General features: G+C 67.0%; 11 protein-coding genes. 1 reads left to right on the top strand and 10 read right to left on the bottom strand.

All coding sequences use genetic code 11. The features are described from left to right. Window positions 1-14: 14 nt before the first annotated feature. Both QZM72_RS15210 and QZM72_RS15205 read right to left on the bottom strand, forming a co-directional pair. On the bottom strand, window positions 15-1,427 hold the full coding sequence (locus QZM72_RS15210) for a UDP-glucose/GDP-mannose dehydrogenase family protein (protein WP_089469280.1): 1,413 nt from the start codon (window positions 1,425-1,427) through the stop codon (window positions 15-17). A gap of 74 nt (window positions 1,428-1,501) precedes the next feature. Beyond that, window positions 1,502-2,875 (bottom strand): undecaprenyl-phosphate glucose phosphotransferase, encoded by a 1,374-nt coding sequence (locus QZM72_RS15205; protein WP_089469447.1) that lies wholly within the window; start codon window positions 2,873-2,875, stop codon window positions 1,502-1,504. A 431-nt stretch (window positions 2,876-3,306) separates the two neighbouring features. On the opposite strand from QZM72_RS15205, the gene QZM72_RS15200 reads away from it, so the two are divergent. Continuing rightward, on the top strand, window positions 3,307-4,848 hold the full coding sequence (locus QZM72_RS15200; RefSeq protein ID WP_301738547.1) for a mannose-1-phosphate guanylyltransferase/mannose-6-phosphate isomerase: 1,542 nt from the start codon (window positions 3,307-3,309) through the stop codon (window positions 4,846-4,848). A gap of 123 nt (window positions 4,849-4,971) precedes the next feature. Here the strand turns inward: QZM72_RS15200 and QZM72_RS15195 are convergent, their stop codons facing one another. The 8 genes from QZM72_RS15195 to QZM72_RS15160 all read right to left on the bottom strand — a co-directional run bounded on the left by QZM72_RS15195 (window position 4,972) and on the right by QZM72_RS15160 (window position 11,960). Further along, a complete protein-coding gene (locus QZM72_RS15195; protein WP_089469278.1) occupies window positions 4,972-5,913 on the bottom strand; it encodes a transposase in 942 nt (313 codons plus the stop codon). A 731-nt stretch (window positions 5,914-6,644) separates the two neighbouring features. Beyond that, complete coding sequence (locus QZM72_RS15190) at window positions 6,645-7,226, bottom strand: DUF3501 family protein (protein WP_089469276.1); 582 nt, start codon at window positions 7,224-7,226, stop codon at window positions 6,645-6,647. A 29-nt stretch (window positions 7,227-7,255) separates the two neighbouring features. Continuing rightward, complete coding sequence (locus QZM72_RS15185) at window positions 7,256-8,593, bottom strand: heterodisulfide reductase-related iron-sulfur binding cluster (RefSeq protein WP_301738546.1); 1,338 nt, start codon at window positions 8,591-8,593, stop codon at window positions 7,256-7,258. A 123-nt stretch (window positions 8,594-8,716) separates the two neighbouring features. Beyond that, window positions 8,717-9,139, bottom strand: coding sequence for a rubrerythrin family protein (locus QZM72_RS15180; RefSeq protein ID WP_006479492.1), 423 nt, complete (start codon window positions 9,137-9,139; stop codon window positions 8,717-8,719). A gap of 214 nt (window positions 9,140-9,353) precedes the next feature. Continuing rightward, window positions 9,354-10,622: an RNA polymerase sigma factor gene (locus tag QZM72_RS15175; RefSeq protein ID WP_175976797.1), complete on the bottom strand. Its 1,269-nt coding sequence runs from the start codon at window positions 10,620-10,622 to the stop codon at window positions 9,354-9,356. Next, window positions 10,619-11,035, bottom strand: coding sequence for a VOC family protein (locus QZM72_RS15170; protein WP_301738545.1), 417 nt, complete (start codon window positions 11,033-11,035; stop codon window positions 10,619-10,621). The genes QZM72_RS15175 and QZM72_RS15170 overlap by 4 nt, the downstream gene beginning before the upstream one ends. 26 nt (window positions 11,036-11,061) lie before the next feature. Continuing rightward, the gene (locus QZM72_RS15165) at window positions 11,062-11,481 is read right to left on the bottom strand and encodes a YciI family protein (RefSeq protein ID WP_301738544.1); all 420 of its coding nucleotides are present in this window, start codon (window positions 11,479-11,481) and stop codon (window positions 11,062-11,064) included. 125 nt (window positions 11,482-11,606) lie between these two features. After that, window positions 11,607-11,960 (bottom strand): YciI family protein, encoded by a 354-nt coding sequence (locus tag QZM72_RS15160; protein ID WP_006482933.1) that lies wholly within the window; start codon window positions 11,958-11,960, stop codon window positions 11,607-11,609. Between the last annotated feature and the right edge of the window lie 73 nt (window positions 11,961-12,033).

The following is a 12,033-nucleotide window of genomic DNA, read 5'->3' as shown; positions in this document are numbered from 1 at the left end:
TGACGAAAAACGGGTTACGCGCTGGCGCGCGCGGCGCCCGGCACGCGCGCGGCGACGGCCTGGCGCGAGCCCGGCCGGCCGATCGGGTGGTACTCGATGCCCTGCTCGCTCATCGTCTCCGGCTCGTACAGGTTGCGGCCGTCGAAGATCACCGGCGCCTTCCACAGCCGGCCGAGCGCGACGAAGTCGGGGCTCTTGAACGCCTTCCATTCGGTGACGATCACGAGCGCGTCGGCGTCGCGCGCGGCCTGCGCCTCGTCGTCGACGAAGGACAGACGCTCGAGCCAGCTCGGGTGATCGGCGAGATCGAGCGCGATCACGCGGCGCGCTTCCTGCTGCGCGACCGGGTCGTACGCGGCGACGCGCGCGCCGCGCGACAGCAGCTCGGCGATCAGCTCGCGGCTCGGCGCTTCACGCATGTCGTCGGTGTTCGGCTTGAACGCGAGGCCCCACAGCGCGAACGTGCGGCCGCTCAGGTCCTCGCCGAAACGCGCGACGATCTTCTCGGCGAGCACGCGCTTTTGCGTCGCGTTGACCGACGACACGGCCTTCAGGATCTGCAGCGACTGGCCGTGCTCGTCGGCCGTGCGGATCAGCGCCTCGACGTCCTTCGGGAAGCACGAGCCGCCGTAGCCGCAGCCGGCGTACAGGAAGTGATAGCCGATGCGCGGATCGGAGCCGATCCCGCGGCGCACGGCCTCGATGTCCGCGCCGAAGCGGTCGGCGAGGTTCGCCAGTTCGTTCATGAACGAGATGCGCGTCGCGAGCATCGCGTTCGCCGCGTATTTCGTGAACTCGGCCGAGCGCACGTCCATGTACAGCGTGCGTTCGTGATTGCGGTTGAACGGCGCGTAGAGCTTCTTCATCAGCTCGCGGGCACGCTCGCCCGGCACGTCGTCGTCGCAGCCGATCACGATGCGGTCCGGCCGCGTGAAATCGTCGACGGCCGCGCCTTCCTTCAGGAATTCCGGATTCGACACGACCGAGAACATCTGGTCGCCGCCGCGCTTCGCGAGCTCCTCGGCGACCGCCGCGCGCACGCGCTCGGCCGTGCCGACCGGCACCGTCGACTTGTCGACGATCACCTTGAAGCCGGTCATGTAGCGGCCGATGTTGCGCGCCGCCGCGAGCACGTATTGCAGATCGGCCGAGCCGTCCTCGTCGGGCGGCGTGCCGACCGCGATGAACTGCACGTCGCCGTGCGCGACCGCGGCCTCGATGTCGGTCGAGAAGCGCAGGCGGCCGGCCGAGCGGTTGCGCGCGATCACTTCCTTCAGGCCCGGCTCGTGGATCGGCACGCCGCCGTCGTTCAGGATGTCGATCTTTGCCTGGTCGACGTCGAGACAGAACACGTCGTGCCCGATGTCGGCGAGACAGGCGCCGGTGACAAGCCCTACGTAACCGCTGCCGATGATAGTCAGATTCATGATGTGTCGGACCCCTTGACCAATGATTCGAAATTCGGAAAACCGGAATGCCTGCGCGACCCGGCGCGTCGGTGTCAGTACGCGTTGCTGCCGGTGAAGCCTTTCCACAGCGTCAGCACGACGATCTTGATGTCGAGCCAGAACGACCAGTTCTGCATGTAGTACAGGTCGAGCTTCACGCGGCCCATCATCTTCTCGATCTGGTCGGTCTCGCCGCGATAGCCGTTGATCTGCGCCCAGCCGGTGATGCCGGGCTTGATCCGGTAGCGGAACATGTAGCCCTTGACCAGATCCTTGTAGATGTCGTCGTGCGCGAGCGCATGCGGGCGCGGCCCCACCACCGACATCTCGCCCTTCAGCACGTTGATGAACTGCGGCAGCTCGTCGAGGCTCGTGCGGCGCAGGAACCGGCCGACCGGCGTCACGCGCGAGTCGTTCCTGGTCGCCTGCGTGACCTGCCCGGCCACTTCCTGGTGCACCTTCATCGAGCGAAACTTGTAGATCTCGAACTCGTGCCCGTCGATGCCCTTGCGCTTCTGCCGAAAGAACACCGGCCCGCGCGAGGTCAGCTTGATCAGCGCCGCGATCAGCACCATCACCGGCGCGAGCGCGGTGAGCGCCGCCAGCGCGAACAGCCGGTCGAACACGAACTTCGGCAGGATCCGCACGTCGGTGATCGGCGACGCCGCGAGGTTGATCGCCGGCACGCCGAGCACCTCGACCACTTCCTGGTTGAAGAACGACAGCGTGCGCACGTCCGGGATGAAGCGGATGTTCACGAAGTCGTGGCGGAACACCGTCACGATCTGGTGAATCCGGCGCTCCTCCGTGATCGGCAGCGTGAGCCACAGCTCGCTGATCGCGCGGCTGCGCACCAGCCACACCAGCGATTCGAACTGCCGCTCGATGCGCACGTCGTCGAGCGCGACTTCGCCCGGCGCCTCGCTTTCGTCGTACACGCACACCGGGTTGAAGCCGGCTTCCGGCCGCGCGCGCATCTGCGCGATCAGCCGCCGCGCCGCCGGCGTGCCGCCGACGATCGCGACCGCCTTCAGGTTGTAGCCGCCGCGGCGCAACTGCCGCAGCACGACGTGCACGCAGGCCTTCGAGCCGGCGAGCAGCGCCATCGTCACGAGCGCCCAGTAGCCGAGCCACAGCCGCGACAGGTCGCCCGACTGGTGAAAACTGAAACTCATCAGGATGCCCGCGAGCTCGACCGCGAGCCACGCGAACGCCACGCGCACCACCAGCCCGACGAGACGCTTGCCGCGCCACGACTGGTAGATGCCGACGGCCGGAAAGAACACGACGACCAGCAGGCAGTCGAACAGCACCGTCGTGCGCTGCAGGTCGTTGAGCCCGATGCTGCCGTCGTGCAGCGCGGCCGCGATCAGCGCGCCCGTCACGACCATCGCGATATCGATGACTCTCGCCAGCACGCTCAACATGTCTGTTTCCTCTTCTTTGAACAGGCGTTTGCCGAACAGCGCCTTGCGCGACCCGTGCCGCACATTCGATTCAAACGTTGCATGACGCTATTGAAGCGACAAGAAAATTCCGCCTCAAGCGCACAAGTATTTCGAAAAATAATCGGAAATTCTTGCCGCGATCTTTTTTAATTAAATCGGCAGGTTTTCCCGAATCGGTCGGGAACGGGGATTTTTTCTCGATCTTTTCGCTTCCCGCTCACCCTTTGCGGGCGGGCATGACAGGCCGATGCCCGGAATTATTTTTTATTTTTTTATTTGCGACCGATGCTACCGCGGAAAATTCTCCCGGATCGCGGCGCGGCGGATATCCGGCATTGGGCCCGGTTTTATTGTCGATTTACTTCATGCTACAACGACAGGCACTGACTTCAACCGTGGAGAGTGTCATCATGAATGCTCCGGCAGTGGTCGCCGAAACGCGCCATTCTTCTTCCGCCGCACCCGTCGTCGGCACGCCCGCCGTCGGTACCCGCCTCGCCGTGCAGCCCGTGATTCTCGCCGGCGGTTCCGGCACACGCCTGTGGCCGATGTCGCGCGAGCGCTTTCCGAAACAGCTGATCGGCCTGCTCGGCGAGCATTCGCTGCTGCAATCCACCGCACTGCGCCTCGACGGCCTGACGGCCGATCATCCGCTGAACGACGACGTGCTGATCGTATGCGGCGAGGATCACCGCTTCACGACCGCCGAACAGCTGCGCCTGACGGCCAAGAACGCGACCATCATGCTCGAGCCGCTCGGCCGCGACACCGCGCCCGCGCTGACGCTCGCCGCGTTGCGGCTCGTCGCCGGCGGCAACGACGCGGTGATGACCGTGATGCCCGCCGACCACGCGGTCGCGGACGTGCCGCGCTTTCACGCGGCCGTCGCGGCCGGCGTGCACTGCGCGGCGCAAGGCAAGATCGCGACGATGGGCATCGTGCCGAAGCACGCGGAAACCGGCTACGGCTACATCCGCGTCGGCGCGCCGCTGGGCGACGCCGGAACGGGCGCCCTCGACGTCCGCCGCCTCGACCGTTTCGTCGAGAAGCCGCACCTCGAACTCGCGCAGCAGTACGTCGCGTCGGGCGAATACTGGTGGAACAGCGGGATCTTCATCGTGCGCGCGTCGGTCTGGCTGAAGGCGATCAGGCAGCTCGAACCCGAGATCTACGCGGCCTGCGAACAGGCCGTCGCACAGGGCAAGGAAGACGGCGATTTCTTCCGCGTCGATCGCGATGCGTTCGCCGCGTCGCCGTCGAACTCGATCGACTACGCGGTGATGGAACCGCTCGCGAGCCTGCCGCAACTGTGCGAAAGCGTCGTCGTGCCGCTCGACGCGGGGTGGTCGGACGTCGGCTCGTGGGACGCGATCTGGCAGATCTCGCCGAAGGACGATGCCGGGAACGTCGGCCGCGGCCACGTGCTGTTCGAAGGCGCCGACTCGACGTTCGCGCATTCGGAAAGCCGGCTCGTCGCGTGCGTCGGCACGCAGAACCTGGTCGTCGTCGAAACGCCCGACGCCGTGCTCGTCGCGGATAAATCGCGCGTGCAGGACGTGAAGAAGATCGTCGGGCACATCAAGGCGCGACAGGGCACCGAGGCGACCGATCACCGCAAGGTGCATCGTCCGTGGGGCCACTACGACTCGGTCGACATGGGCGAGCGTTTCCAGGTGAAACGCATCGTCGTGAAGCCGGGCGCGCAACTGTCGCTGCAGATGCACCACCACCGCGCCGAACACTGGATCGTCGTGCGCGGCACCGCGCGCATCACGCGCGGCGACGAAACGTTCCTGCTGTCCGAAAACGAATCGACGTACATTCCGCTCGGCGTCTCGCACCGCCTGGAAAACCCGGGCAAGATGCCGCTCGAACTGATCGAGGTGCAGTCGGGCGCGTATCTCGGCGAGGACGACATCGTCCGCTTCGACGATACCTACGGCCGGCAGTAACGCGGCATGCAACAAAGGGCGCCGCTTCGACGGCGGCGCCCGGGCAACGCGGACAGGGAGACACTGCAGTTCCGCGCGGGCGTCGTGGCACACGACGGGCCGCGCATGACACGGCAACGGCGATCAGCCCACGCGGTACGCGTATTCGCGATGCTCCGACTGCACGGGATCGTTGCGGCTTTCCGACAACGCGCCCGCGCGGCGCTCGGCGATGAAGCGCTTGATGTCCGATTCCGCGCGCGCCAGCGCCGACAAACCGGCCAGCACTTCGCCTTGCGGCTCGCACGCCGGTGCGTCGCTCGCCCCGTGGCGATCGATCCACTGGCGCGCCCAGTCGAGCGCGTACTGCTCGGCTGCCTCGGCATCGGTGAAGCGCGGGCCGATCAGGCCCGAGCGTTCGACCCGACGGTCGTCCTGCGAGATCTCGGCCCACGCGCGATACATCAGGTTCTGCACGGGCTGCGCGATGCCGCTGATCGTATAGCCGCGATACTCGTCGACCTGCGGCTCGGCCGCGGCGAAGCTCGCCGCCGACGCCCGCGCATGCCGCAACTCCGTGCCCGGCGCGCCGGGCACGGTAAACGACACGGCGGCGCGGCCGTCCATCTGGTCGTCCGCCATCGCGCTCAGCGACGCACCCTCGCCCTGCCAAACGTTTGCCTGGGCAACTGGCAATTGCCACGATTCGGGGTTCTGCCAGAACACGCCGCGCAAACGGTCGTTGTCGGGCGCGGGCTCCGCGCGGCGAGCCGGCACGACGGCCTCCGGCGGCGGCGGAATATACGCGAACGTGCGCCCGCTGAACTGGGTCAGCACGTCGATCATCTTCAGCAGCGTGCCGTTCGCGAGCCACTCCTCGTAGCGACGACGGCACGTCGGCCCGGACGGATAGCGGCCGGGCAGCTTGGACCAGGCTTCCCCGGTCGTCAGGATCCAGAGCACCGCGTTCGCGACGACGCGCGGTTCGGCACGGGGACGCCCACGACGGTTCAGCCTGATGGGTTCATCGGCGATCAGCGCTGAAAGGCGAAACCACTCTTCATCGTTAAGCTCATCGAAGAACATAGTCGATCTCTCCACGCAGCCAGGCCGGGGCTGCGATTGGCGGCGCCGTCACGACACATCGCGTCGCGGGGCGGCCAGGTTGCACATTATGGTTATCCGGCGTTGTGCATACCGGGCGACACCGCACTTTCACGGTGCCGCGATTCCCGGCAATGGCGCACAAATCGCGGTCTCACTCCAATGTGGGAATTTTTGTGCACGAAGCATACCATCCTCAGGGTTTATCTCAATATGACAATGACTTAATGTTACGTACTGAAACAACCTGCCATGGGCGGGCAATCCATTTACGCTTGAATTTTTTTGCGGGATCTTTATGCCGGCGGCTGGAAAGGCCCGTCCGGCGGGGCTCCGCAGCGTCTGAAGAATGCCGCGCAACCGGGGGTTACCGCCTGGTCCGCCCCTGCCGGCAACAATCTCCGAAACCGTTTCCCGAAATCGGTAAATCAGGGGAAAATTCGTAACAAGACATTCACGAATCGGTAAATCATTCAATTTGCGTTGAATCAAATTATCTCCACGCACAATCTCTTTATTATTTCTCCGCGAGTAATGAAAAGACGCTGACGCAATGCGCCCGATGTGTCCCCGCATGCAAATCCGTCACGCTTGTTACAACTTCGCGGCAACCGGCAGACAGCCGCGCCGCACGACGTGCGGGGCGGCTGCTGGCCCGCAGGGACGGAAAGGAGAAAGCCGGCGTGGGCGGCGCGCGGCGGGGGACGGCGGCGCTAGCGCAGATCGCCGACCAGCGACGCGCTCACGTCCGCGTCGATGCGCTGCGCCGGCATCGTGTAGGCCGGGTGATCGCAGCCGATCGATAGCGCCGCCCCGCCCTTGAGCGCCGCGCGCATCGGCGCGTCGAACTCGAAGCGGACGAAGTGCACGGCCGACGTCTTCTCCGCGTTCTCGCGATCGAGATCCTCGTCGGCGATCGCGTAGACGCTCGCATGCCCGTCGACCCGCAGGTACACGCGATCCTCGACACCGATCAGCCGCGCGAGCGCCGCGCGCCGTTCGATCTCGTGCTCGTACTCGATCTGCATCGTCGCCTTCAGGTTGGTGCCGTCCGGCACCAGCGGCAGATACGCATCGAGCTCCCCTTCGATGCCGGCTTCGTCGAAGATCTTCTCGATGTGCAACATCTCGTGGATCTGATAGCGGATCGTCGTCTCGTCCTCGAACAGGAAGCGCAGGTGGTTGCCCAGCGCCACCGCGCGGCGGCGCTTGTACGCGACGAGCCGCGCATGTTCGGCCTTGCGGATCTTCGCGTACGCTTCGAGCGTCAGCAGGGAGTCGCGGGTCAGCGTCATGGATGTCCTCGTGGATGGCCGGCCGCGGCTCAGATGCCGTACGCGCGCCGCAGCAGCGTCAGCGGATGCGCGAGCGGCGCCGGCGACAGCCCGTTCTCGTCGATGCCCTGCACGATGTGATGGCCGGCGAGCGCGCAGTCGGACGACACGACGTCCGGCCGCGGCTCGGCCATCGCCTTGAATACCGGCGCGCCGATCCGCATCGCATCCGCATGAAATGCCTTCTTCACGCCGAACGTGCCCGCGTGGCCCGAGCAACGCTCGACGACGTTCACGCGCGTATCGGGCACGAGCGACAGCGCATCGGCCGTCTTTCGGCCGATGTTCTGCACGCGCGCATGGCACGGCACGTGATACGACACGGTGCCCAGGCCGGTCTTGAAATCGGTCTTCAGCAGCCCGTCGCGATGCCGCGCGATCACGTATTCGAACGGGTCCCAGAACGCGTCGGCCACCGCGCGCACGGCCGCGTCGTCGGGGAACATCAACGGCAGCTCGCTCTTGTACATCAGCACGCAGCTCGGGATCGCGCCGATCAGCGCATAGCCTTCACGGGCGTAGCGTTCGAGCACCGGGATGTTCACCGCCTGCTTCGCGGCGACGCCGGCGAGGTTGCCTTGCTCCAGCAGCGGCATCCCGCAGCACGCTTCGCGCGTGACGAGTTCGTACGGGATGTCGTTGTGCGCGAGGATCGCGAGCAGGTCGTGGCCGATTCCCGGCTCGTTGAAATTCACGTAGCACGTCGCGTAGATCGCGACCTTGCCGGGCGTGCGTTCGCCGTCGCGCACGGGCGGGTTCGCCGAGCGCCCGGCCGCGCGCCGGAACGTGCGCGGTGCGAATTCCGGCAGCCACGCGTTGCGATCGACGCCGAGCGCCGCTTCGAGCGCGTGGCGTGCGGGCGGCGTGCGGTTCACCGCGTTGATCGTCTGCGTGACGACCGGAATGCCGGCGAGATGGCCGAGCGCATCGGTATTGGACAGCACCTTGTCGCGCAGCGTCGCTTCGCCGCGCTTGTAACGCGCGGCCTTGCCGCGCAGCATCAGGTGCGGGAAGTCGACGTTCCATGCATGCGGCGGCACGTACGGGCATTTCGTCATGTAGCAGAGGTCGCACAGATAGCACTGGTCGACGACCTTGCGGAACGCTTCCTTCGGCACGTCCTCGATGTCGCCCATCGGCGTGTCGTCGACCAGGTCGAACAGCGTCGGAAACGCGCCGCACAGCGACACGCAGCGCCGGCAGCCGGCGCAGATGTCGAATACGCGGGTCATTTCCGCATCGATCTCGGCCTGGTCGTAGAACGCTTCGGACTGCCAGTCGAGCGGATGCCGGGTCGGCGCTTCGAGACTGCCTTCCTTGTGGGGCATGGGGCGCTCCCGCATGGCGCGCATGTGCGCAAGCGCACCGCCCGCGCGAGGCGGGCGGCGATGAACGAACAGCCGGCCGCGTGCCGGTCGCGCGGGAGATGCCGTGCGACCTGCGGCGGCCCGTCAGTCGACGAGACTGTCCAGCGCCTTCGTGTAGCGGTTCGCGTGGCTGCGTTCGGCCTTCGCGAGCGTCTCGAACCAGTTCGCGATTTCGTCGAAACCTTCGTCGCGCGCGGTCTTCGCCATGCCCGGATACATGTCGGTGTATTCGTGCGTTTCGCCGGCGATCGCCGATTCGAGATTCAGCCGCGACGAACCGAACGGCAAGCCCGTGGCCGGATCGCCGACGGTTTCCAGGTATTCGAGATGGCCGTGCGCGTGGCCGGTTTCGCCTTCGGCGGTCGAGCGGAACAGCGCGGCGACGTCGTTCTGCCCCTCGACGTCGGCCTTCGAAGCGAAATACAGATAGCGCCGATTCGCCTGCGATTCGCCCGCGAAGGCGGCCTTCAGGTTCTCTTCGGTCTTGCTGCCCTTGAGTTGAGCCATTTGCGCCTCCGTTCGAGTCGGCGCGGCCGCGTGCGACGCCGGGCCGATCAGATATGTGGGGAACGATGCGTGCGCCGGGCGCGCGTCGTGCTCTTCAATCTAGGCGCTTCCGTTCGCATCCCCCAATAGGCTTTTTCAATGCGGGCGATAGTGCCGGGGGCGGGTCGCGGGCGACGCGCGGTGCCGCGCGCTCCGCTCATGCACGGGGGCCGCGTCACGCATCCATCGCGCGCTTGAGCAGCAATTCGCGCTCACGCTCGTTGCGCGTCAGTTCCGCCGCGCGGCGGAATTCCAGCTTGGCCTCGTCGGCGCGACCGAGCTTCGCGAGCAAATCACCGCGCACGCTCGGCAGCCAGTGATAGCGCGCGAGCGCCGGATCGTCGCGCAGCACGTCGACGAGTTCGAGCGCCGCGGCCGGCCCGAACGCCATGCCCACCGCCACCGCGCGATTCAGCTCGACGACCGGCGACGGCGCGACTTCGGCGAGCGCGTCATACAACGCGACGATCTGCGCCCAATCCGTGTCCGCCGCATGCCGCGCCCGCGCGTGGCACGCGGCGAGCGCGGCCTGCAGCGCATACGGCCCGCGCACGCCGCCAAGCTTCGTCGCCCGCTCCAGCGCCGCGAGGCCGCGCCGGATCAGCAGCGGATCCCAGCGGCTGCGGTCCTGGTCGAGCAGCAGCACGGGCCGGCCCTGCGCGTCGACACGGGCATGCATGCGCGACGCCTGCAGCTCCATCAACGCGACGAGCCCGAGCACTTCGCTTTCGTCCGGCGCGAGCCCGGCCAGCACGCGGCCGAGCCGCAACGCCTCGTCGCACAGCGCCGGGCGCATCCAGTCGTCGCCCGCCGTCGCCGCATGGCCTTCGTTGAACACGAGATAGATCACTTCGAGCACGGAGGCGAGCCGCGCGGGCCGCGCATCGGCAGCCGGCACCTCGAACGGCACGTGCGCCGCCGCGAGCGTGCGCTTCGCGCGCACGATCCGCTGCGCGATCGTCGGCTCCGGCGTCAGGAATGCGCGCGCGATCTCGCCCGTCGTCAGCCCGCCGAGCAGCCGCAGCGTCAGCGCGACGCGCGCGTCGGTCGACAGCACCGGGTGGCACGACGTGAAGATCAGTCGCAGCAGGTCGTCGCCGATGTCGTCGTCGCGCGCGTCGGCGAGCGCATCCGCGATGTCGGGAACGACGTGCGCTTCGAGCGCGTCCATCTCGTGGCCGAGCTGGTCGCGCTTGGCCGCATGAAGCGACTCCTGCCGGACCCGGTCGAGCGCGCGACGCTTCACGGCCGTCATCAGCCACGCGGCGGGGTTGTCGGGCACGCCATCGACGGGCCAGTGCTCGAGCGCCGCGACGAGCGTGTCCTGCGCCAGTTCCTCGGCCACGCCGACGTCGCGCACCACGCGCGCGGCGCGCGCGATGATCTTCGGCGCCTCGATTCGCCAGACCGCTTCGATCGCACGATGCGTGGCCTCATGCGTCACGACGCCTGCCCCTGGGCGGACGCATCGAGCGGCATGGCCATCAGCTCCCACGTATGGCCGTCCGGATCGGTGAACCCGTGGCCGTACATGTTCGGATACTCGCGCGGCGCCTGCGGCGCGGCCCCGCCGGCCGCCAGCGCCTTCGCGACGAGCGTGTCGACTTCGGCGCGGCTGTCGCACGACAGGCACGACAGCACCTGGATGTGCGTCGCCGGATCGATGATGGTCTTGTCGGTGAAGGTCTGGAAAAACGACCGCACGAGCAGCATCGCGAAAATCGTGTCGCTGATCCTGATGCAGGCGGCCTGCTCGTTGGTATAGGCCGGCACGACCTCGAAGCCGAGCGCCTGGTAGAACGTCTTCGCGCGCGGCAGGTCGGCTACCGGCAGGTTGATGAAAACCATCTTGTGCATGACGGGTGCTCCCGGGAAGGTTGGATTCAGGCGTGGCCGCGGCCGACGTGAAGATCGCGGAACCGCTCGACCGCATCGCTCGGCGTGAGGTCGTCGAGCTCGAACAGCGGCCGCACCTCGATCTCGCAATCGAGCTCGGCGCCGAACGGCGCGGGGAACCGGCGCGTCCATTCGAGCGCCTCGTCGCGCGAGCGCACCTGGATCAGCGTATAGCCGGCGATCAGTTCCTTCGTCTCGGCGAACGGGCCGTCGATCACCGTGCCCTTGCCGCCCGTGTAGCGCACGCGCCAGCCGTGGGCGCTCGGCCTCAGGCCGTTGGCGTCGAGCAGCACGCCGGCCTTCGCCAGTTCCTCGTGATAGACGGTCATCGCCTCGACCAGCCGGTCGTCCGGCAACGCGTCGGATTCGCTGACGGCGTTCGCCCGGATCATGATCATGAATCGCATCGTTCACTCCTTGTCGTCGGTGGAAAGCGGCGCCCGTTCCGCGGCGCCTTACCCTGACGACGAGCGCAACACAGCCGGATCGACACGCGCCACGACAGATCAGGGTAAATACCGAGTCGCGACGCTCACAGGAAGCAAGGGCCGACCGCGCGCACCTCGACCGTGCACCACTGCGCGGCCGGGCACTGGCGCGCAATCTCGATCGCTTCCTCGCGCGTGTCGACGTCGACGAGGAAGAAGCCGCCGACCATCTCCTTCGCCTCCGCGAACGGGCCGTCGAGCAGCCGCGTCTCGCCGTCGCGCACCTGCACGCGCGTGCCGCGCTCGGACCGCTCCAGCGACTCGACGCCGCGCAGCACGCCGCGCGCCTTCAGCGACTCGGCGAAATCGACCATCCGCGCATAGAGCGCCTGGCCTTCGTCGAGCGTGCGCTCGGCGCGCTGTTCGGTCGGTTCGACAATCAACAGCATGTAAGACATGGATTTCTCCTGTGGGAACGGGGCGCGGCGGCATGCAGGGGACGAGCGGTACACGATGCCCGGTGCGAAAGCG

The sequence above is a fragment of the Burkholderia sp. AU45388 genome, assembly GCF_030481585.1.
Classification (GTDB): Bacteria; Pseudomonadota; Gammaproteobacteria; order Burkholderiales; family Burkholderiaceae; genus Burkholderia; species Burkholderia sola.
Note: the sequence above shows the minus strand (reverse complement) of the source record. Positions and strands in the feature narration are given on the sequence as shown.